Here is a 21,550-nt window from a genome sequence, read left to right on the forward strand (position 1 = left end):
GGGTCAGGTGGGCCGGCTTCCTTCGCGCCAGGCCCGCCACAGGTCCGCGTACCGGCCGCCCAGGGCGACCAGTTCCTCGTGGGTGCCCTGTTCGGCCACGCGTCCCGCGTCCAGTACGGCGATCCGGTCCGCCGCCATCGCCTGGGTCAGCCGGTGCGCCACGAACAGGGTGGTGCGGCCCGCGCAGGCGGCGCGCACGGCCCGTTCCAGTCCGGCGGCGCCCTCGCTGCCCGCCTCCGCGGTGGACTCGTCGAGCACCACCACGGGGGTGCGGCCCAGCACCAGCCGGGCGAGGGCGATCCGGGCGACCAGGGTGGCGTCCGGCCGTTCGCCGCCCTCGCCGACCGGGGTGTCCAGCCCGTCGGGCAGGGCCCCGGCCCACTCGTCGGCGCCGACGGTGCGCAGGGCGTCCGCCAGTTCGGCGTCGGACGCCCCGGGTGCGGCGAGGCGCAGGTCGTCGGCGAGCGTCCCGGAGAAGACGTGCGTCTCCTGGGTCAGGATGCTCACCAGGGCCCGGGCTCCTGCCTCGTCGAGGTCGGCGAGGTCGGCCGGGCCGATGTGCACGGAGCCCGCCTGCGGGGTGCCGATGCCCGCGACGAGCGCGGCCAGGGTGGACTTGCCGGCGCCGGTGGCCCCGACCAGGGCGAGGGAGCCGCCCGCCGGGATCGCCAGGTCGACGTCCCGCAGCACCGGCTCCTCGGCGCCGGGGTAGGTGAAGGTCAGGCCCTTGACGGTGACCGGGTGGGCGCCGTCCCCCGCCGGTGCGGCGGCCGGTGCGCCCACGAGCCGGCCGGCGGCGCCTTCCCCGAGCACGCCGACGAGCCGGGTCAGGCTCGCGCCGGACTTCTGGGCCTCGTCGAAGGTGAACATGATGGAGCCGAGCGGGGTGAAGAGCCGGTGGAACACCAGCGGGGCCGCCGCCACCTCGCCCAGGGTCGCGGCGCCGGCCTCCAGCAGGGCGTAGCCCACCAGGATGATCAGGACCAGTCCGATGAACTCGGCCCGGTTCTCCCGGCCGACGAAGCGGCCGAAGAGCCGGAACACCTCGATGCCGAGCTCGCGCACCCGCCAGGACTCGGCGGTGACCTTCTCGCGGACGGCTCCTTCGAGCCGGTAGGCCCGGACCGTGTCGATCCCGTCGAGCCCGCTGATCAGCGCCTGTGCCCGGTCGGCCTGGACGGCGCGCTGCCGGCGGTAGAGGGGGGCGGAGCGGGGCAGGTACCAGCGCAGGGCGAGCGCGTACGCGGGGAGCGCGCCGGCGCCGGCCAGGCCGAGCCGCCAGTCCAGGCCGAACATGCCGGCCGTGGCGATGGCGACGAGCACTCCGGCGGAGAACACCGTGGGCACGGCCGAGCGGATGCCCCGGGACAGCACGGCGACGTCGTCGCCGACGCGGGAGAGGACGTCGCCGCGGCCGACCTGCTCGATCCGGGTGCTGGGCATGGCCAGGACGGCCCGGACGGCGCCCTCGCGCAGCCGGGCGAGGAGGTCCGCTCCGAGCCGTCCGACGAGGTACGTGGAGAGGGCGGCGGCCACCGCGCCGCCCAGCGCGGCGGCCGCCATCACGGCCCCGGTGGTGAACAGGACGGAGCGGGGTCCGCCGGCGGCGGCCGCGTCGACCACCCGGCCGAGCAGCAGCAGCGGGAGCACCTGGAGCGCGGCCCCCGCCACCGTGCTGAGCACGGTGGCGGAGGTCAGCCAGGGCCGGTCGCGGCAGTGCGCCGCGACCCAGCGGGCGGCCTCGCGGCCCGTCGTCGTGCGCAGGGCCGACGGGGCGGGGCGGGTGTCGGTGCCGGTCGCGGTGGCACTCACTGCCCGGCCGACTTGACGAGTTCGTCGATCGCGTAGGGCAGGGAGAGCAGGGTGCCCTGGGACATGGCGGCGCCGACCGCCGGTCCCTCGCTGTCCAGGAGGTAGGAGACCTTTCCGTTCCTGACGGCCTTGAGGTTGGCGAACAGCTCGGACTTCTTCAGGGCTTCCTGGTCGGCCTTGTCGTTGATGACGAAGATGCGGTCGACGTCGATCAGGTCCATCCGCTCCGGGGAGAGCACGGTGAAGAACTTGCCGTCCGCGATCCTGTCGATCTCGGTCTGCCCCTTGTAGCCGATGCCCGTCACCAGGCGTCCGCGTACGTCGGTGGTGGTGAACGGCGCCGCCGCGTCCTTGTACCAGGAGAGCGCGACGGCCGTCTGGGCGGCGAACTCGGGGTGGGCGGCGCGGGCCGCGTCCAGCCTGTCCTGGATGCCCTTGACCAGTGCGGCGCCCTTGCGTTCCTGGCCGAGGGCCTTGGCGATGTGGACGGCGTTGTCCTGCCAGGGGGCGCTGAACGGCTCCTTCTCGGCCTTGGTGCGGCCGACCGTGGGGGCGATCTTGGAGAGCTTGTCGTAGGCGGCGCGGTCGATCTCGGAGTAGACGGCGATGATCAGGTCGGGGCGCAGGGCGGCGATCTTCTCGTAGTTCGGGGCGGTGTCGCCGTTGTTCATGACGACCTCGGGGCGGGCGTCGCCCCACTTGTCCTTGACCCAGGGCCACTGGGTGTTGACGTCGGGGCTCGTGCCCGGCGGGTTGGGGTACTGGTCGACCATGCCGACCGGCTTGATGCCGAGCGCGAGGACGGCCTGGTCGTCGGTGTAGCCGACGGAGACGACCCGGCGGGGGGCCTTGGCGACCTCGGTGGTCCCGAACGCGTGCTCCACGGTGACGGGGAAGGTGCCGGCCGCGGCTGCGGGGGCGCCGTCCTCCTTCCCGGGGGCCGGGTCCGCCGTTCCGGAGCCGCAGCCGGCGAGGAGGGCGGCCCCGAGGGCCGCGGCGGACAGGGCGGCGGCCGGCCGCCGCCACGGGTTCGCAGGCGGTGCCGTGCGCGGTGCCGTGGCCGGTGCCGTGGCCGGTGCTGTGCCCGGGGCCGTTCCCGGTGCCGTGCGTGGGGCAGTTCGCTGGAGGAGCATCCGCACATCCCTTGCTCTTGTGCCGTCCGTTGCAGTGCCGCCCTGGGGCAGCCACACCCTAGCGCTCCAACTAAGGGGAGCCTAGCCTTACTTGGGCCCGTATCTATGTCCGAGCCGGGCCCCGCCGCACGTGCGCGCGGCCTATCGGGACGATGAGCGGGCGGTCGCCCACCGGGTCCTCGATGACCTCCGCGCGCAGGCCGAACGCCTCCTGCAGCAGGCCGGCGGTGACGACCTCGCGCGGGTGGCCCTGCGCCAGGACCGAACCGGCCCTCATCACCACGAGGTTGTCGCTGTAGCGGGTGGCGAGGTTGAGGTCGTGCAGCACCATGACCACCGTGCGGCCGCCCTCGTGCAGGTCGTCCACCAGGTCGAGGACGTCGATCGCGTGCGCCAGGTCCAGGTAGGTGGTCGGCTCGTCGAGCAGCAGCAGGTCGGTGCCCTGGGCCAGCGCCATCGAGATCCACACGCGCTGGCGCTGCCCTCCCGAGAGGGTGTCCACCGCGCGGTCGGCCAGGTCGGACACCCCGGTCATGGCGAGGGCCCGCTCCACCACGGCGGCGTCGTCCGAGGACCACTGCCGCAGCCAGCCCTGGTGCGGGTGCCGGCCCCGGGCGACCAGGTCGGACACCGTGAGCCCGTCCGGCGCGACCGGCGCCTGCGGCAGCAGGCCGAGCTTCTTCGCCACGTCCCTGGTGCGGAGCCGGCCGATGTCCTCGCCGTCCAGCACCACTGTTCCGCCGGTCGGCCTGAGCAGCCTCGACAGGGTCCGCAGCAGGGTCGACTTCCCGCAGCCGTTGGGTCCGATGATGGTGGTGACCACCCCGGCCGGGATCTCCACGTCGAGGTCCTCGATGACGCTCCGGCCGCCGTACCCGACCGTGACGCCCCTGGCGGCCAGCCGGGAGGCGCCGCCGGCCCCGCCGGCGCCCCCGGTTCCGTGCTCCGCTGCCACTGGTCCCCCTGTTCCGTGTGTGCCCGAATCCGTGCCCGCTAGCGGAGGTTGGCCCGCACCAGCAGGTATACGAGGAAGGGTCCGCCGACCGCGGCCGTGACCACGCCGACGGGAAGGGTGACGGGCAGCGCCGTACGGGCGACCAGGTCCGCCCCGATCAGCAGCAGCGCCCCCACCAGCCCGGAGGCCGCCAACGGCGGCGTCGGGCACCTCGCCAGACGCATCGCCGCCTGCGGCGCCACCAGCGCCACGAACGGGACCGGGCCCGCCGCACTCACCGCGACACCGGCCAGCAGCACCGCGCACAGCAGCAGCACGGCCCGTACGGCCGAGTGGCGCACGCCCAGCCCGGCGGCGATCTCGTCGCCCAGGTGCAGCGGCTTGAACTGGAAGGCCGCGCACGCCACCACCCCCAGCAGCACGACGGTGCACCAGAACGCCACCCGGACCTCGCCCCACGAGCGGCCGTCCAGCGAGCCGATCAGCCACGCCTGCGCCCGGGCCACGTCCCGGATGTCGGCCGTGACCAGCAGCCAGGTCGTGACCGCCTCCGTGACGGCGCTGACCGAGATGCCGATCAGGATCAGCCGGAAGCCGTCGATCCCCCGCCGCCACGCCAGGAAGTAGACCAGCAGGCCCGCGCCGAGCCCGCCCGCGAGCGCCGCGGCCGACAGGCCCACCGCGTCGGCGACCGCCGCGGCGGCCCCTCCCGATACCGTGACCAGGAAGACCGCCACCATGCCGGCGCCGCCGGTGATCCCCAGGATGTCCGGGCTGGCCAGCGGATTGCGCGCGACGGACTGGGTGATCGCCCCGGACACCCCGAGGGCCACGCCCACGACCAGCCCGGCCAGCGCCCTCGGCATCCGCAGGTCCATGATCACGAACTGGTCGACCCTTTCGCCGCCGCCCAGGACGGTGGCGATCACCTGCGGCAGGGCGATGGGGAACTCCCCCACGCCGATGGACAGGCAGCCCAGCAGGAAGACCGCCGCGGCCAGCAGCAGGGTGACCGCCGCGATCCACGGCCGCCACACGAACGACACCCGGCCGAGCCGCACGCCCGGCGCCACCACTGCCCTCACGTCCGCCCCGTTCACGCGCTCCTGAACCTCCCGCGCCACACCAGCACCGCGAAGAACGGCGCCCCGAGCAGGGCCACCAGGACCCCCGCGTCCAGCTCGCCCGGCCGCACCACCAGACGTCCCGCGATGTCGCAGACCAGCAGGACGATCGCGCCGAGCAGGCCCGCATACGGCACGAGCCGGCGGTAGTCCGGCCCGGCCAGGTACCGGGCCACGTGGGCCACCATCAGGCCGAGGAACGCGATGGGGCCGCACGCCGCCGTCGCCGCGCCCGCCAGCAGGGTGATCGCGACGATGCCGGCGGTCCGCACCAGCGTGATGTTCACGCCGAGCCCGCGCGCCACGTCGTCCCCCAGGTTCAGCAGGTTGACCGCGGGCAGGGTGACCAGGGCCAGTACCAGCCCGGCCGCGACGAACGCGGCCACCGGCCGGATGACGTCGAAGCCGACCCCGGAAACGGAGCCCGCGTTCCAGAACCGCAGCGCGTTCAGCGACGCCTGGTCCGACAGCGCGACCGCCGTGGTCATCGCCGCGAGGAACACCGTCACCCCTTGCCCGGCCAGTGCCAGGGTCAGCGGATGGCCGGCCCCCCGCCCGATGCTCGCCAGCCCGAACACGACGGCCCCGGCCACCGCCGCCCCCAGGAAGGCGAACCACACGTACTGGAACGGGCTGGTGAGCCCGAACACCGCGATGACGGTCACCACGGCGAACGAGGCTCCGGAGTTCACCCCCAGCAGGCCCGTGTCGGCGATCGGGTTGCGCGTGTACCCCTGGATCAGCGCCCCGCCGACCCCCAGGGCGGTGCCCGCCACGATCGCGAGCACCGTCCGGGGCACCCGTACGGTCTGCACGATGAGCCTGATCTCGGTGAGCCTGCGGTCGGGGTCCGGCGCCGCGAACAGGCCCTGCCAGACCTCCGCGGGGGTCAGCGCGCGGGCGCCGACGGCCAGCGAGACCAGGGCGGCCGCCAGCAGGACCGCCACCAGCGTGCCCGGCCCCACCCGCCGTCGGCGCGGCACCCGGGAGGCACCCCCGGCGGCCCGGCGTTCCACCGTGCTCGTGCCCATGTCCTCGTGAACCCTCCCTTCCGCTAGCGGGCGGTGCGGCCGGTGCCGTCCGCGACGGTCCTGGCCGCGACGGAGCCGGATCCGGGACTCCGGCCGAGGAGCGAGTCGAGGATCTCGCCGACCCTGACGGCGGTGTTGGACAGCAGGGAGGAGGTGATGCCGTGCGTGTGCTCGGTTCCGCCCTGTACGTAGATGCCGCAGCGCACGCCCGGTTCGGTGCCGATGCGGTAGTCGCGTCCGACGCGTACGCGCCCCTCCTCGTCCCGCAGGCAGCGGTCGGCGACCTCTCCGAGGAGGCCGAGGGGGTCGGCGGGCCGGTAGCCGGTGGCGAAGACCACGGCGTCGGCGTCCAGGAGGGTCTCCTCGCCGGTGACCAGGGACCGCACGGTGGCCCGTACGCCGGCGCCGGGGGCCTCCTTCACCTCCGTCAGCCGGGAGACGTTGAGGAAGCGCAGGCGCTCGGTGCCGAGGACCTTCTCCTGGTACATCTGCCGGTACAGGTCGTCGATCAGGTCGATGTCCACCACCGAGTAGTTGGTGTTGCGGTGGTAGTCCATCAGGCCGCGCTTGACGTCCTCGGGGGCGGTGAAGAACTCGTCGACCGCCTCCGGGTCGAAGATCCGGTTGGCGAAACCGCTGTCGTCGGCGGGGCTGTAGCCGTAGCGGGTGAAGACGGCGCAGACCTCGGCCCCGGGGAAGCGCCGGTGCAGGTAGGCCACGTTCTCCGCGGCGCTCTGCCCCGCACCCACGACGACGAACCGGGAGGGCGCGGCCCCCGCCATCTCCTCGACCCTGGTCAGCAGTTCGGAGGTGTGCCAGACGTGCTCCGTGCGTTCCACGCCCTCCGGCATCAGGGGGCGCAGCCCGGTGCCGATGACGAGGTTGCGGGCCCGGTGCAGGGCGAGCCCCTCGCCCGAGCGGACGGTGACGTCGAGGTGTTCCACGACCCCGTCCGACAGGACGGGGGTCACCCCCACGACCTCGTGGCCGTAGCAGACCATGTCGTCGACCTGGGCCGCCGCCCATTCCAGGTAGTCGTGGAACTCCACCCGCAGGGGGAAGAGGCTCTTGTGGTTGATGAAGTCGACCAGCCGGCCCCTGCTCTTGAGGTAGCACAGGAAGCTGAACCCGCTGGCCGGGTTCCGCAGGGTCACCAGGTCCTTGAGGAAGGACACCTGCATGGTGGCGTCGTCGATGAGCATGCCCCGGTGCCAGCCGAAGCGCGGCTGCACCTCGAAGAACTGGGCGGTGACGGCGTCCTGTCTGCCGACGCGTGCGTTGTGCTCGCTGAGCGCGATCGCCATGGCCACGTTCGAGGGCCCGAAGCCGATGCCTACGAGGTCGTGGATCGGAGGGGCGTCGCCGGGACGAGCCTGTGCCATGTCACTCCCATCGTGCGGGGGGTGGCCGCAGCGCCGCGCGGCGGCCGTCGGTCGGGCAGCGGGGACGTACGGGAAGGGGGCCCGCCGGCCGGGGCCCGGCCCGAAACTTAGGTAAGGCTAAGCTGATGTTCTCGCGGCTGTCGAGGGGCCTGCCGGGGCCGGCGGGAGCACGCCGACGCCAACGCGCCCCTCAATGCGCCCCGTTGCGCGCTTAGGCAAGCCTTGCTTAACTGACCGGCGGCCAACCCCCTGCGCTGAGGAGGAACTCCATGCGGGTCGTCATGTTCGGCTACCAGACGTGGGGGCACCGCACCCTGCAAGCCCTCCTGGACTCCGAACACGACGTGGTGCTGGTCGTCACGCACCCCAGGAGCGAGCACGTCTACGAGAAGATCTGGAGCGACTCCGTCGCCGACCTCGCCGAGGAGCACGGCGTCCCGGTGCTGCTGCGCAACCGGCCCGACGACGAGGAGCTGTTCGAGCGCCTCAAGGCGGCCGACCCGGACGTCATCGTCGCCAACAACTGGCGCACCTGGATCCCCCCGCGCGTCTTCGGCCTCCCCCGCCACGGCACGCTGAACGTGCACGACTCGCTGCTCCCGAAGTACGCCGGCTTCTCCCCGCTGATCTGGGCCCTGATCAACGGGGAGACCGAAGTGGGCGTCACCGCGCACATGATGAACGACGAACTCGACGCCGGCGACATCGTGCGGCAGGAGGCGGTCCCGGTCGGACCGGAGGACACCGCCACCGACCTCTTCCACAAGACCGTCGACCTGATCGCCCCGGTCACCATCGGCGCGCTCGGCCTGATCGCCTCCGGACAGCGGGAGTTCACCCGCCAGGACCGCGCGCAGGCGAGCTTCTTCCACAAGCGCTCCGTCGAGGACGGCCGCATCGACTGGACCTGGCCCGCCCAGACCCTCGAACGCCTGGTCCGCGCCCAGTCCGACCCGTACCCCAGCGCCTTCACCTTCCACCGGGGCCGGCGCGTCGAGGTCCTGGCCGCCAGGGTCTCCCGCGCCCGGTACGGCGGCACGCCCGGCCGGATCTTCTACCGCGAGGGCGACGGCGTGGTGATCGTCGCCGGCGCCGACGCCGCCACCGGCCGCAACCACGGCCTGGCCATCACGCGCGTGCGCACCGAGGACGGGCGGGAACTGCCCGCGGCCGAGTACTTCACCTCCATGGGCGGCTACCTGACCCGCACGCCCTGACCCCCGGGGGCGGGCGGGCGCGCGCGGTGGCCTGAACCGGGCGCCCGGCCCGGGCGTCCGGGCGGGCGCGCTCACGGCCGCCGACCCCCGGCCGGTACGGTTCCGGCATGGACGTTTCCGCAAAGAGTTCGAATCCCGAACGCACGGGCCAGGCGGCCCGGATCCTGGACGCCGCGCGTGCGCAGCTGGCGGAGCGGGGGGCCGCAGGGCTGTCCCCGGAGGCCGTCGCGCACGAGTGCGGCCTCGCCGTCACGGAAGTGGAAGCCGTCTTCCCGCACCGCGACGACCTGTTGACCGCCCTGGTCATCGACGCGTACGACGCCTCCGGCGCCGCGATGGAGCGTGCCGACGCCGACGCCGCGGCCGCGGGGGCCCCGGCGGGTGCGCGGCTGCTCGCGGCCACGCGGGCGCTGCGGCAGTGGTCGTTCGAGAACCCGGCCGAGTTCACCCTGATCTACGGCTCGCCCGTACCCGGCTACCACGCGCCGCAGGACACGGTCCCGCCCGCCTCCCGGACGCCCGCCGTGCTCGCCGGGGTCATCCGCTCGGCCCTGGAGGCCGGTGAACTCACCCCGCCCCGGCGGACGCCGCCCGCCCGCCGGCTCCTGCTGCCCGAGGCCGTGGCGGCCTTCGGCGGCGTGCCCGGGGCTCCGTTCTCGGACATCATCGAGCGCGGCATCGTGCTGTGGAGCAACCTGATCGGCCTGCTGGTCTTCCAGGTCTTCAGCCGCACCCACGACAGCGTCAGCGACGAGGCCGCCTTCTTCGACTACGCGATCGCCGTGGCGGCCGAGAGCGTCGGACTCGACGTCCCCCTGACCGAGAAGACCGCCTGACCCGTCCGCCCCCTACACGGCACCCGCAGAAAATCCAGGACGTGAACACCACCAGAACCCTCTGCTTCGTCATCGCGGCGCTCTCGTCGTACGCGGCGCTCGTCTACCGGCTGTGCCAGGCGCGCCGCAGCTGGCGGGACAGCGCCTACCGCGCGCTGATCACCACCCTCCTGCTCCAGTGCCTGACCTTCACCATGGGCGCCGTCGCCATGGGCGGCGGCAGCATCCTCGGCGTCGGCAACCTCGCCATCCTCCTCATGCACCTGGCGGCGGTGGCCTTCTGCGTCAGCTCGCAGATCATCCTGCTGAAGTGGGCGGACGCCGACGAGGAGGCGCTGCGCAGGGCGCGCTGGTGGACCGTCACCGGCTTCGCGCTGAACGTGGGGCTCGTCGCGCTGTTCCTGCTCGCGGACGGCACGAACCGGCCGTCCTCCGACTTCGACACGGGCAGCGGCCAGCCGCTGGTGCTCACGTACCTGCTGGCCTTCATCGTGTCGCAGGCGGTTCCCTGCGTCACGATCTTCCGCCAGTGCGGCCCCTACGCCGAGATGACCGACAACGCCTCGCTGCGGCAGGCGCTGCGGATGCTGCGCGTCGCCGCCGTGGTCCTCTTCCTGTACTGCTCGGCGAGGACGGTCAACATCCTGACGTCGGCGGCGGGGATCGACATCGGCGTCTGGAAGCTCGCGTCGAACATCTTCAGCGCGACGGGCATCGTGATCCTGTCGCTGAGCCTGACCAACTCCTCCTGGGGCCCCTCGGCCACCCGGCTGCTGGACTGGGCGCGCAGCTACCGGTCCTACCGGGCGCTGTACCCGCTGTGGCGGGACCTGTACGAGTCCTCCCCGGACATCGCGCTGGAGCCGCCGGGCGCCTCGGTCTCCGAGATGGACTACCGGCTGCACCGCCGGGTCGTGGAGATACGCGACGGGTGGCGGGATCTGCGCCCCTACATCGACCGCACCGCCCCCGGTTCGGGGGGGCCCGGCAAGGACGCCAGCGAGGAGCTGCGGCAGGCGTTCACGGAAGCGGCGCAGATCAAGCAGGCCCTGCTGGCGAAGCGGAACGGCACCGTCCCTCACGACAACAAGGACGCCGGCGATTTCGACGACCGCGACACCGACAACTTCACGGCGGAGGTCGCATGGCTCACCAAAGTGGCGGCTGCCTACAGTAAGCTCGGCACCGCGAGTTGAAGCGCCCGCCCGGTTTGCATCCCCCGTCAAACCGGGCGGGCAGCTCCCCCGTTACCCCCCGTCTCCGCACGGGGCGGGACGGGCGGTTCACCGCCCGGACTGGCCCGGCCCATCCCCCGAGGGCCGGGCCAGTCCGTTTTTCACCGGCAAGCCAACCGACAAACCCCCGTGAGTCGAGTTAACTGCCAGCTATCGGCGAGACCCAACGTTGGCGGAGTCCAGCCCAATTGTCAACTGACCGCTAATCTGTGAAACTGACGTATAGCCAAGGGCTATACCGAGGAGGTGACGGGAGGAAGGATCACCATGACCGACACCGAGACCGAGGCCGACGACCGGCCCCTGCTCGCGACGCGCCTCGACGACCTCTTCAAGACCGTCCGCCCCAAGGGCAAGCACTGGACGAACGCCGAGGTGGCGGAGGAGCTCAAGCGGGCCAACCCCGAACTCAAGGTCGGCGGTGTCTACCTGTCCCAGCTGCGGACCGGCAAGCGTTCCAACCCCTCGCCCGACCTCCTGGCCGCCCTCGCGCGCTTCTTCGGCGTCTCGGTCGCCTACTTCTTCGACGACAAGGTCGCCGAGTCCGTGCTCAGCCAGGTGGCCGCCATCGAGGCACTGCGCCAGTCCGGCGTCCGCGCCGTGGCGATGCGCGCGGCGGGCATGAAGAAGGAGAACCTCGCCGCGATCACGGCCATCATGGACCAGTACCGGCAGCTGCAGGGCCTTCCCCCCGTCACCGACTCCAACGACCCCGAATGAGGGGCGTCTGGAAGGAGCGGGCCGCCGACCACGACCGCCGCAGCCGGCTGAAGAAGCTGCGCAAGGCCGGGGCCCGCAGGCTCGCCGAACTCGACCTCCCCGAGGCCCCCGACGTCGCCGAGCTCTGCCGCCACCTCGGCGAGGTCCGCGACCGCCCGATCATCCTGGTCCCGATGCAGATGCCCTCGTCGCACCCGTGCGGCATGTGGGTCGCCGCCCGCGACGAGGACCTGATCTTCTACGACGCCAACACCACCAGCGCGCATCAGGAGCACATCATCTTGCACGAGCTGGGCCACATCATCTGCTGCCACCGCGGGGCCGGCGGACTGGACGAGGCGGCCGCCCGCCTCCTGTTCCCCGACCTCGACCCCGACATCGTGCGCGACATGCTCCTGCGCGCGACCTACGACGACGTCCAGGAACAGGAGGCGGAGATCATCGCCTACCTGCTCTCGCAGCGCATGGGCGGCGCCGAACAGCCGCACGGCACCGACCCTGACGCGCAGGAGGGTGACGCCCCCGCCAAGAGCGCCACCCTCAGCCGCATCGAACGCACCCTGATCTGAGGTGCGCTTACCCGGCGGCACCTCCCGAGGCGGACGCCACCTCCCCGGCCAGCAGGGCGACGGCACGCCTGATGTCGTCCTCGCGGTGCTCGCTGGTGACGAAGAACCGCAGCCGCGAGAGCCCCTCCTCCACCGCCGGGTGGAAGATGGGGTCGGCGATCACGCCCCGCTCGAAGAGGCCGTGCGCGACCCGCAGGGTCTTCGCCGAGTCCCCGAGGATGCACGGCACGATCGGAGTGCCCGCGCTGGGGCCCGTCGACAGCCCGGCCGCGGCGGCGAGGTCCAGGAAGAGCGCGGAGTTGCGCCGCAGCGCCCGGACCCGCTCCGGCTGCGCCGTCATCAGCTCGGTGGCGGCCAGTGCCGCCGCCGCGTTGGCCGGGGTCAGGCCGACGCTGTAGACGAAGCCGGGGAGCGTGTGGCGCAGCCAGCGCACCATCCGGGCCGAGCCGCCGAGGTAGCCGCCGCAGCTGGCGAAGGCCTTGGAGAGGGTGCCCATCCACAGGTCCACGTCGGAGCGGTCGACCCCGTGGAACTCGCCGACGCCCCGGCCGTGTTCGCCCACGGTGCCGATGCTGTGCGCCTCGTCCACCATCAGCAGGGCGCCGAAGCGCTTCTTCAGCTCGATCACGGCGGGCAGGTCGACGAGGTCCCCGTCCATGCTGTACGCGCCCTCGACGGCGATCAGGACCCGCCGGAACCGGGACCGGTTGAGCCTCAGCATCCGCTCCAGCTCGCCCATGTCGTTGTGGGCGAAGGGGCGGCGGGCGGCTCCCGACAGGGCGCAGCCCTGGAGGATGCTGTCGTGGGCGAGCGCGTCGTGGACCACGAGGTCGCCGGGGCCCACGAGGTGACCGATCGCGGTGACGTTGGTGGCGTGGCCGCTGACCAGCGTGAGGCAGTCCCCGACGCCGAGGAACTCGGTGAGCGCCCGCTCCAGCCGCACGGTCAGTTCGCGTTCGCCGGAGAGCACCCGGCTCGCCGATACGGAGGTCCCGTAGCGGTCCACCGCCTCGTGCACGGCCGCGTTGACCGCCGGATGGCCGGACAGGCCGAGGTAGTTGTAGCTGCCGAAGGACAGGTACGGGCGGCCGCCGATCACCGTGGTGTCGGTGATGGTGCCCTCGTGGACCCGGAAGTACGGGTACCCCGCGGGGCTGCCCTCGACCGCTTCGAGCCGCTCCTCGAACCGGGCCACCTCGGGGAACTCGTCGACCCGGGCGGAGTCGGGGCTCCACTGCGGCGGCACGTCGAGAAAAATCGTTTCCTCAAAGGCCGGCGGGAGCTCCGGCGCGTCCTGGTCCCCCTCCCCGGCCGCCACGGCGATCAGCCGGCCGATGGTGAGGCCGGGCGTGAACAGCTCCGCGGCGCGGAAGCCCGGCACCCGCTTGCCGATGCTGACCTCCAGCTCCTGGAGCATCAGGGAGTCGAAGCCGAGGTCGGTCACGAGCGACATGCCCGTGCTCAGGTCCGAGAGCGGGAAGACACCGGCCCGCGAGACCTCCTCCAGCACGACGGTGGCGACGGACTCCGCGCCGGGGGCGGCCGCCGGGGCCGCCGTCGTCCGCTCCGCGGCCCACGCTCCGGGCGCGTCCGGCCCGGCCGCCTCGCGGGCCGACTCGTCCACGGCCCAGTGCCGGCGCGGGGCGAGCGGGCTCGGCGGCAGCGTGCACGGCGGTACCCGCGGCCCGGGCACCGCGGGCCGCTCCGCCCCGGGGTCCGGCGTACGCCCCGCCTCCACCCCGGCGGCGGCCTCCGTCAGCCGCGCCACGGCGTCGTCGGCGTCCTCCACCACCAGCGCCAGACGTTCCCCGAGCGGAGCCCGGCGGGCCAGGGTGTCCGCCACCGCGGCCGGCTCCGGCCGGTCCTCGGCGATCACCGCGGCCAGCTCCCGGGCGTGCCGGGCCAGCCCCGCCCGGTCGCGGGCGGTGAGCACCAGCACGTGCGGCCCCTGCCCCGGCGCGGCGGGCACGGCCGGGGCGGGGGCCTGCTCCACCACCATGTGGACGCCGGTGCCGCCGAAGCCGAAGGCGCTCACCCCGGCCCGCCGCGGTCCGCCGGTCTCCGGCCAGCGGACCGGTGCCGTCGGGACGGTCAGCCCCGCGGAGTCCAGCAGGGCGCCGTCGGCCGGTTCGAACTCCGGCTGGGGCGGGATCACTCCCCGGTGCACGGCCAGCACGGACTTGATGAGCCCGGCCATGCCGGCGGAGTTCAGCGAGTGGCCGACCACCGCCTTCACGGCGCCGAGATGGGCCGGGCGGGCGCCCTCGCCGCGCAGTTCGCGCAGGACGTCGAGCTCGACGGGGTCGCCGACCGTGGTGCCGGTGCCGTGCGCCTCCAGGTAGTCCACCGCGTCCGGTGCCAGGCCGGCGTCCCGGTAGGCGCGGCGCAGGGCGCGGAGCTGGCCGGCCGCCTGGGGGTGCATCCCGCCCTGCACGGTCCCGTCGTTGGCCGTGCCGATGCCCCGGATCACCGCGTACACGCGGTCGCCGGCGGCCAGGGCGTCGGACAGGGGCCGCAGGACCAGGATCCCGGCGCCCTCCCCGAGGACGAACCCGTCGGCCTTCGCCCCGAAGGGCAGGCACCGGCCGCTGCGGGAGATCGCGCCGATCCGGCACAGGCCCACCAGCAGGTCGGGGGTGAGCACCAGCTGCGCGCCGCCCGCCAGCGCGATGCGGGTGCGGCCCGCGCGCAGCGCGTACACGGCGTTGGCCACGGCCATGAGGCCGCCGGAGCAGGCGGAGTCCAGGGCGTAGCTCTCGCCGTGCAGGTCGAAGACCGAGCTGATGGTGTTCGGCCCCATGTTGAGCAGCAGCCCGGCGGCGGAGGTGCCGTGCAGGCCGTCGACCGCGCGGACGGTCTCCTGCCAGTGCGGGTCGGCCGCCCGGGCCCCGAACTCGCCGCCGGCCAGCTGGCGCATGCGCAGCCGCATGGTGCTGAGCTGGCGGTAGCCGCTCTCGGTGAGGGCGGTGATGACCGAGGTCTCCTCGCGGTCGAAGCCGTCGACCTCCCACCCGGCGTCCTGGACCGCCTCGCGGGCGAGGTCGATCAGCAGCCGGTGCTGGGGGTCCATGGCCCTGGCCCGGCGCGGCGGGATGCCGTAGTGCGCGGCGTCGAACCGGTCCACGTCCGGCAGCAGGGCCATGGTGTCCGTGTAGGCGGCGGAGGTGTCGCGGAAGTCGTCGCTGAGGAAGGCGGCGGCGCGCCACCGCGAGTCGGGTATGCCGGAGAACTGCGGCTGCGGGTCCGTCAGGAGCCGCCAGTACTGGTTGACGTCGCGGGCGCCGGGGAACCGGCACGCCATGCCGACGACGGCGATGTCGTCGCGCGTCACCACGGAAGGCGGGGCCGGAAGGGACAGGTGCGGGGAGGACTGGCCGGGCGGGGTCATCGGCCGGCTGCCAGGCGCTCGCGCCACCACGCCACGGTCGCCTTCACCTGCTCGTCGACGGGCGTGGCCCGCACGCCGAACGCGGTTTCCCAGGCGCTCGTGTCGACGACGAAGGGACGGTCGAACTGGTAGCGGATCTCCTTGAGTTCGCGCAGCAACGGGGAGAACAGCCCGCCGACGGCCAGGACGGCGGCGGGCAGCCCGCGCACCGCGACCGGTCCGGTGCCCGCCTCGTCGGCCAGCCGGCGCGTCATCTCGCGGACGGACAGCGCGGGTCCGGTCGGCACGTGCCAGGCCCGGCCCCAGGCGCGCTCGTCGCCCGCGGCCTCGGCCAGGGCCCGGGCCACGTCGGGGAGGTAGGTCCAGCTGTGCGGGGCGTCCGGGTCGCCGAGGGTGGAGACGGGCTTGCCGCGCAGCAGCGGGGGCAGGACGCGGGCGGCCAGGTGCCCGCCGTCGGTGACGCCGGGTCCGAAGAAGTCCGAGGCCCGCACCTCGACGGCCTTGACGCGGCCCTGTTCGTGCAGGGCGCGCGCCCGCTCCCAGACGGCCGCGCGGACCCGCCCCTTGGGGCCGGTCGCCGCGAGCGGCAGGTCCTCCGTCATGGGGACGTCCACCGGGCCGTACCCGTAGAGGTTGCCGAGCATGACCAGGACGGCACCGGTGGCCTCGGCGGCCGTGCACAACGAGGCGGCCAGCGCGGGCCATTCAGCGGCCCAGCGGTGGTAGGGCGGCGAGGCGCAGTTGTAGAGGGCGACGGCGTCCCGCGCCACCTCGGTCAGCCGCCCGCTGTCCCGGGCGTCCACTGCGATGTGCTCGATGCCGGGCTCCGGGGCCCGGCCCGAGGCGGTGACGACCTTGACTGAGTGGCCCCGTTCGGCGAGCAGCCGAGCGGTGGCGGCCCCGGCGGGCCCGAAACCTATGACGACATGAGAGTTCACGTACGCACAGTAGCGCGGCGGGCACCGGTCCCCGGTACGGCACCCTCCGGTCGCACCGGTCCGTTTGGCTTGAAGACGCCCAGCGGTTTGCGCCGGTCAGGAGGGCTTTGCGCAGTGGAACGGGCCACGGGTGCGGGGCGGGACGCGGCGGACGGATCAGGAACGGATCAGGATTCGAGAAGCGCCGGACCTTGGACCCCGCATAGCGTGGCTGCCGTAGGGCGGCGGTCACGCCGCACGGGCCGGAGCGAGCGATGGAGACACGAAGAGCATGGCCAAGAGGACGGACACGGGGTCGCCCGCGCCCCACATCGCCGACAGCCACGGTCTGATCCGCGTGCACGGCGCACGCGTCAACAACCTCAAGGACGTCGCGATCGAGATCCCCAAGCGCCGGCTGACGGTGTTCACGGGCGTCTCCGGCTCGGGGAAGAGCTCGCTGGTGTTCGACACGATCGCCGCCGAGTCCCAGCGGATGATCAACGAGACCTACAGTGCCTTCGTCCAGGGCTTCATGCCCACGCAGGCGCGGCCCGATGCCGACGTGCTCGAAGGGCTGACCACGGCGATCATCGTCGACCAGCAGCGGATGGGCGCCGACCCCCGCTCCACGGTCGGCACCGCCACCGACGCCAACGCGATGCTGCGCATCCTCTTCAGCCGCCTCGGCGACCCGCACGTCGGCCCGCCCGGCGCGTACGCCTTCAACGTGCCCTCGGTCCGGGCGAGCGGGGCGATCACCGTCGAGAAGGGCACCAAGAAGACGGTGAAGGCGACCTTCAACCGCACCGGCGGCATGTGCCCGCGCTGCGAGGGCCGCGGCACCGTCTCCGACATCGACCTGACCCAGCTCTACGACGACTCCAAGTCCCTCAACGAGGGCGCGCTCACCATTCCCGGCTACAGCATGGACGGCTGGTACGGGCGGATCTACGGCGGCTGCGGCTTCTTCGACCCGGACAAGCCGATCCGGAAGTTCACCAAGAGGGAACTGGCCGACCTCCTCCACAAGGAGCCGACCAAGATCAAGGTCGACGGCATCAACCTCACCTACGAGGGACTGATCCCGAAGATCCAGAAGTCGATGCTGTCCAAGGACGTCGAAGCGCTCCAGCCGCACATCCGGGCGTTCGTGGAGCGGGCCACGACCTTCGCCACCTGTCCCGAGTGCGAGGGGACCCGGCTCACCGCGGAGGCCCGCTCCTCGAAGATCGGGGGGATCAGCATCGCGGACGCCTGCGCGATGCAGATCAGCGACCTGGCCGCCTGGGTGCGCGGCCTGGAGGAGCCCTCGGTGGCGCCGCTGCTGGACAAGCTCCGGCACACCCTGGACTCCTTCGTGGAGATCGGCCTGGGCTACCTCGCGCTCGACCGCCCGGCAGGCACCCTCTCGGGCGGCGAGGCGCAGCGCGTCAAGATGATCCGCCACCTCGGCTCGGCGCTCACCGACGTCACCTACGTCTTCGACGAGCCCACCACCGGCCTGCACCCCCACGACATCCGGCGGATGAACGACCTGCTGCTGCGGCTGCGCGACAAGGGCAACACGGTGCTGGTCGTGGAGCACAAGCCGCAGACCATCGCGATCGCCGACCACGTCGTCGACCTCGGTCCCGGGGCGGGCACCGCGGGCGGCACGGTCTGCTTCGAGGGCACCGTGGAGGGGCTGCGGGCCTCCGGCACGGTCACGGGCCGCCACCTGGGCGACCGCACCGGCCTGAAGAAGACGGTGCGGACGCCCTCGGGCGCCCTGGAGATCCGCGGGGCGGACGAGCACAACCTGCGGGCGGTCGACGTGGACGTCCCGCTCGGGGTGCTGGTGGTGGTCACCGGGGTCGCCGGCTCCGGCAAGAGCTCGCTGGTGCACGGCTCGATCCCGGCGGAGGAGGGCGTGGTCTCCGTCGACCAGGGCCCGATCCGCGGCTCGCGCCGCAGCAACCCCGCGACGTACACAGGGCTGCTCGACCCGATCCGTTCGGCGTTCGCCAAGGCCAACGGGGTGAAGCCCGCGCTGTTCAGCGCCAATTCCGAGGGTGCCTGCCCGGCCTGCAACGGCGCGGGCGTGGTCTTCACGGACCTGGGGATGATGGCGGGCGTCTCCTCCACCTGCGAGGACTGCGAGGGGAAGCGCTACCAGGCGTCGGTGCTGGACTACCGGCTCGGGGACCGTGACATCAGCGAGGTGCTGGCGATGCCGGTGCGCGAGGCGGAGGAGTTCTTCGCTTCCGGCGGGGCCCGCGTCCCGGCCGCGCACCGCATCCTGGGCCGGCTCTCCGACGTCGGGCTCGGCTACCTCACCCTCGGCCAGCCGCTCACCACGCTGTCGGGCGGCGAGCGGCAGCGGCTGAAGCTGGCCACCCACATGGCGGACAAGGGCGGGGTCTACGTCCTGGACGAGCCGACGACGGGCCTGCACCTGGCGGACGTGGAGCAGCTGCTCGGGCTGCTGGACCGGCTGGTCGACTCCGGCAAGTCGGTGATCGTCGTCGAGCACCACCCGGCGGTCATGGCGCACGCGGACTGGATCATCGACCTCGGGCCGGGTGCCGGACACGACGGCGGCCGGATCGTGTTCGAGGGCACGCCGGCCGACCTCGTCGCCGACGGCTCCACCCTCACCGCCGAGCACCTCGCCGCCTACGCCGGAGCGTGATCGGCTCCCGGCGGCACTCCCCCGGCAGTACGCGGGCCGTCCGGGCACCGGTATCCCCACACCGGAGGCCGGACGGCCCGTGCTGTGCGAACGGAGACGGCACGCGCCCGCGTCGCCCGGTCCGTACCCCCACGGTGGGACCGTGCTCCGTTCGGCGTGCCGCCGGCCGTCGTCCGGCTCCGTCGCACCACCAGTCTGTGGCCGGCCGACTCCCCTGGGCGCACTTCCTGACGCGCCCTTTGCACAAGGAGACCGATCTTTGACGCGGGCCTGACGATCCCGTTCCGGTTCGGCGGGGCTACTGCCAGTCGTCCCAGGGCGGGTCCTCGTCCAGGTCGAAGGGCGGTTCGTCCTCGTGGGAGAGCGGGGGTTCCGCTTCGGCGGCGGCCGGGGCCGGGGCCGGGGCCGCGGCAGCCTGGGTGGCCTGGGTCGCCTTGGCGGCGGTGAAGTCGGCGAGGGCCCCGATGACGCCCTCGCCGTACTTGGCGAGCTTGGCCTCGCCGACGCCGCCCACCCCGGACAGCTCCTCCACCGTGCCGGGCAGGAGCGTCGCGATCTCCCGCAGCGTGGCGTCGTGGAAGACGACGTACGCCGGGACGCCCTGCTCGCGCGCCGTCGCGGCCCGCCAGGCCCGCAGGGCCTCGAAGACCGGCACGGCCCCGGCGGGCAGGTCGACCGGGACCCGGGCGCTCTTGCCGGAGCGCGAGCCGGAGTCCTTCTTCCGGGAGGCGGCGGCCGGGGCCTTCTCCTTGCGCATCTGGACGGTGCGGCGCCCGCCCAGCACCTCGCCGCTCGCGTCCGTCAGCACGAGGGTGCCGTAGTCGCCCTCCACCGCCAGCAGTCCCAGCGCCAGCAGCTGGCGGACGACCCCGCGCCACTCCCCGGTGCTCAGGTCCGCGCCGACGCCGAACACCGACAGGGCGTCGTGGTCGAACTGGATGACCTTGGCGGTCTTCTTGCCCTGGAGGATGTCGATGATCTGCCCGGCGCCGAACTTCTGGCGCCGCTCCCGCGCAAGGCGCCACACCGTGGACAGCAGCTTCTGCGCGGCGACCGTCCCGTCCCAGGACTCGGCGGGCGTCAGGCAGGTGTCGCAGTTGCCGCAGGGCTCGCCGGACTGCCCGAAGTACGCGAGCAGCCGGACCCGCCGGCAGTCGACGGTCTCGCACAGCGCCAGCATGGCGTCCAGGTGCGCGGCCAGGGAGCGGCGGTGGTTCTCGTCGCCCTCGGAGCCGTCGATGAGCTTGCGCTGCTGGACCACGTCCTGGAGGCCGTACGCGAGCCAGGCGGTGGCCGGCTCGCCGTCGCGGCCGGCGCGGCCGGTCTCCTGGTAGTAGCCCTCGACGGACTTGGGCAGGTCCAGGTGGGCCACGAAGCGCACGTCGGGCTTGTCGATGCCCATGCCGAAGGCGATCGTGGCCACCACCACGACGCCGTCCTCGCGCAGGAAGCGCGCCTGGTTCGCGGCGCGCGTGCGGGCGTCCATCCCGGCGTGGTAGGCCACGGCGTCGATGCCCTGCTCCACCAGGAAGGCCGCGGTCTTCTCCACCGAGGACCGCGACAGGCAGTAGACGACGCCGGCGTCCCCGTCGTGCTCGGACCTGATCAGCTCCAGCAGCTGCGCCAGCGGCTTGTCCTTGGCGGCGATGCGGTACTGGATGTTCGGCCGGTCGAAGCTGGCGACGAAGTGCCGGGCGTCCTCCAGGCCCAGCCGTTTCGCGATCTCGGCGTGGGTGGCCTCGGTGGCGGTCGCGGTCAGGGCGATCCGCGGCACCTTCGGCCACCGCTCGTGCAGCATCGACAGGGCCAGGTAGTCCGGCCGGAAGTCGTGGCCCCACTGGGCGACGCAGTGCGCCTCGTCGATGGCGAACAGGGACACCTTGCCCCGGTCGAGCAGCCGCTGGGTGCCCTCGGTGCGCAGCCGCTCGGGGGCCAGGTAGAGCAGGTCCAGCCCGTCGGCGAGGAAGGCCTGCTCGACGGCCTGCCGCTCGTACGGGTCCTGGGTGGAGTTGAGGAACCCGGCCCGCACCCCGAGGGCGGTGAGCGCGTCCACCTGGTCCTGCATCAGCGCGATCAGCGGCGAGATGACGATGCCGGTGCCCTCTCTGACGAGCGCCGGGATCTGGTAGCAGAGCGACTTGCCGCCACCGGTCGGCATCAGCACGAGGGCGTCGCCGCCCCCGGCGACCTGCTCGATGATCTGCTCCTGCTCACCGCGGAAGGAGGTGTAGCCGAACACGCGGTGCAGTACCTGCAGGGAGTCCGAGATCTCGGGGGAAGCGTCCGAAAGAGCCATTCGAGAAGCCTAGCGGCCCCCGCCGACACCCCGTCCCGCCTGTGGACGGCCGGTGGCCGGACCCAGCCGCCACAGCGGGGCGGCGGCGTTCGCGTTCGATCTCCGAGAAGCCGCTCACGGGGCCGCCGTGCGCCGGACAGCCGCGGGAGCAGGGAGCCGGCCGGGGCGACGGGCCGGGTCCCGGGGGTGACCAGGACGACGTCCGGCGCGGCGGGTTCGGTGCCGTGGAGGTCGGTGGCGCGCCGGGGCCGGGGACGGGGT

Annotated in this window: 15 protein-coding genes; 6 read left to right on the forward strand and 9 right to left on the reverse strand. The window is 73.3% G+C overall.

Going from position 1 to position 21,550, the window contains the following annotated elements; genetic code table 11:
- Positions 1-3 precede the first annotated feature (3 nt).
- The 6 genes from AC07A6_RS08135 to AC07A6_RS08160 all read right to left on the reverse strand — a co-directional run bounded on the left by AC07A6_RS08135 (position 4) and on the right by AC07A6_RS08160 (position 7,437).
- The gene (locus AC07A6_RS08135; protein WP_362466936.1) at positions 4-1,812 is read right to left on the reverse strand and encodes an ABC transporter ATP-binding protein; all 1,809 of its coding nucleotides are present in this window, start codon (positions 1,810-1,812) and stop codon (positions 4-6) included.
- On the reverse strand, positions 1,809-2,945 hold the full coding sequence (locus AC07A6_RS08140) for an iron-siderophore ABC transporter substrate-binding protein (protein WP_478776500.1): 1,137 nt from the start codon (positions 2,943-2,945) through the stop codon (positions 1,809-1,811). The genes AC07A6_RS08135 and AC07A6_RS08140 overlap by 4 nt, the downstream gene beginning before the upstream one ends.
- Positions 2,946-3,048: 103 nt before the next feature.
- Positions 3,049-3,900, reverse strand: a complete 852-nt coding sequence (locus tag AC07A6_RS08145) for an ABC transporter ATP-binding protein (protein WP_478776501.1) — start codon at positions 3,898-3,900, stop codon at positions 3,049-3,051.
- 38 nt (positions 3,901-3,938) lie between these two features.
- Entirely contained in the window at positions 3,939-5,000 is a 1,062-nt protein-coding gene (locus AC07A6_RS08150; protein ID WP_386270763.1) for a FecCD family ABC transporter permease, read from the reverse strand.
- Positions 4,997-6,055, reverse strand: coding sequence for a FecCD family ABC transporter permease (locus AC07A6_RS08155; protein ID WP_362466932.1), 1,059 nt, complete (start codon positions 6,053-6,055; stop codon positions 4,997-4,999). Before AC07A6_RS08155 ends, AC07A6_RS08150 begins: the two co-directional genes overlap by 4 nt.
- Positions 6,056-6,078: 23 nt before the next feature.
- Positions 6,079-7,437, reverse strand: a complete 1,359-nt coding sequence (locus AC07A6_RS08160) for a lysine N(6)-hydroxylase/L-ornithine N(5)-oxygenase family protein (protein ID WP_478776502.1) — start codon at positions 7,435-7,437, stop codon at positions 6,079-6,081.
- 269 nt (positions 7,438-7,706) lie between these two features.
- On the opposite strand from AC07A6_RS08160, the gene AC07A6_RS08165 reads away from it, so the two are divergent.
- The 5 genes from AC07A6_RS08165 (at position 7,707) to AC07A6_RS08185 (ending at position 12,014) form a co-directional block, all read left to right on the forward strand.
- Positions 7,707-8,654 (forward strand): methionyl-tRNA formyltransferase, encoded by a 948-nt coding sequence (locus AC07A6_RS08165; protein WP_478776503.1) that lies wholly within the window; start codon positions 7,707-7,709, stop codon positions 8,652-8,654.
- A gap of 107 nt (positions 8,655-8,761) precedes the next feature.
- Positions 8,762-9,490, forward strand: coding sequence for a TetR/AcrR family transcriptional regulator (locus tag AC07A6_RS08170; RefSeq protein ID WP_478776504.1), 729 nt, complete (start codon positions 8,762-8,764; stop codon positions 9,488-9,490).
- Between the two features lie 41 nt (positions 9,491-9,531).
- A complete protein-coding gene (locus tag AC07A6_RS08175) occupies positions 9,532-10,686 on the forward strand; it encodes an MAB_1171c family putative transporter (RefSeq protein WP_362466925.1) in 1,155 nt (384 codons plus the stop codon).
- A 306-nt stretch (positions 10,687-10,992) separates the two neighbouring features.
- Positions 10,993-11,445: a helix-turn-helix domain-containing protein gene (locus AC07A6_RS08180; protein ID WP_478776505.1), complete on the forward strand. Its 453-nt coding sequence runs from the start codon at positions 10,993-10,995 to the stop codon at positions 11,443-11,445.
- A complete protein-coding gene (locus AC07A6_RS08185; protein WP_362466923.1) occupies positions 11,442-12,014 on the forward strand; it encodes a toxin in 573 nt (190 codons plus the stop codon). The genes AC07A6_RS08180 and AC07A6_RS08185 overlap by 4 nt, the downstream gene beginning before the upstream one ends.
- A 7-nt stretch (positions 12,015-12,021) precedes the next feature.
- Here AC07A6_RS08185 and AC07A6_RS08190 read toward each other — a convergent pair whose 3' ends face one another.
- Positions 12,022-15,315: an aminotransferase class I/II-fold pyridoxal phosphate-dependent enzyme gene (locus tag AC07A6_RS08190; RefSeq protein ID WP_478776523.1), complete on the reverse strand. Its 3,294-nt coding sequence runs from the start codon at positions 15,313-15,315 to the stop codon at positions 12,022-12,024.
- A gap of 83 nt (positions 15,316-15,398) precedes the next feature.
- Positions 15,399-16,340: an NAD-dependent epimerase/dehydratase family protein gene (locus AC07A6_RS08195; protein ID WP_478776506.1), complete on the reverse strand. Its 942-nt coding sequence runs from the start codon at positions 16,338-16,340 to the stop codon at positions 15,399-15,401.
- Positions 16,341-16,611: 271 nt separating this feature from the next.
- Here AC07A6_RS08195 and AC07A6_RS08200 point away from each other — a divergent pair, with 271 nt between their 5' ends.
- Positions 16,612-18,993, forward strand: a complete 2,382-nt coding sequence (locus AC07A6_RS08200; protein WP_478776507.1) for an ATP-binding cassette domain-containing protein — start codon at positions 16,612-16,614, stop codon at positions 18,991-18,993.
- Positions 18,994-19,291: 298 nt separating this feature from the next.
- On the opposite strand, the gene recQ is transcribed toward AC07A6_RS08200, so the two are convergent.
- A complete protein-coding gene (recQ, locus tag AC07A6_RS08205) occupies positions 19,292-21,289 on the reverse strand; it encodes a DNA helicase RecQ (protein ID WP_478776508.1) in 1,998 nt (665 codons plus the stop codon).
- Between the last annotated feature and the right edge of the window lie 261 nt (positions 21,290-21,550).

This window comes from Streptomyces sp. NPDC044002 (genome assembly GCF_056434525.1).

What these genes read in the sequence shown, in the direction of transcription:
- AC07A6_RS08140 (WP_478776500.1), bottom strand. Translation starts at nt 2,945, where the DNA reads ATGCTCCTCCAGCGAACTGCCCCACGCACGGCACCGGGAACGGCCCCG.
- AC07A6_RS08155 (WP_362466932.1), bottom strand. Translation starts at nt 6,055, where the DNA reads ATGGGCACGAGCACGGTGGAACGCCGGGCCGCCGGGGGTGCCTCCCGG.
- AC07A6_RS08160 (WP_478776502.1), bottom strand. Translation starts at nt 7,437, where the DNA reads ATGGCACAGGCTCGTCCCGGCGACGCCCCTCCGATCCACGACCTCGTA.
- AC07A6_RS08165 (WP_478776503.1), top strand. Translation starts at nt 7,707, where the DNA reads ATGCGGGTCGTCATGTTCGGCTACCAGACGTGGGGGCACCGCACCCTG.
- AC07A6_RS08170 (WP_478776504.1), top strand. Translation starts at nt 8,762, where the DNA reads ATGGACGTTTCCGCAAAGAGTTCGAATCCCGAACGCACGGGCCAGGCG.
- AC07A6_RS08180 (WP_478776505.1), top strand. Translation starts at nt 10,993, where the DNA reads ATGACCGACACCGAGACCGAGGCCGACGACCGGCCCCTGCTCGCGACG.
- AC07A6_RS08185 (WP_362466923.1), top strand. Translation starts at nt 11,442, where the DNA reads ATGAGGGGCGTCTGGAAGGAGCGGGCCGCCGACCACGACCGCCGCAGC.
- AC07A6_RS08190 (WP_478776523.1), bottom strand. Translation starts at nt 15,315, where the DNA reads ATGGCGTGCCGGTTCCCCGGCGCCCGCGACGTCAACCAGTACTGGCGG.
- AC07A6_RS08200 (WP_478776507.1), top strand. Translation starts at nt 16,612, where the DNA reads ATGGCCAAGAGGACGGACACGGGGTCGCCCGCGCCCCACATCGCCGAC.
- recQ (WP_478776508.1), bottom strand. Translation starts at nt 21,289, where the DNA reads ATGGCTCTTTCGGACGCTTCCCCCGAGATCTCGGACTCCCTGCAGGTA.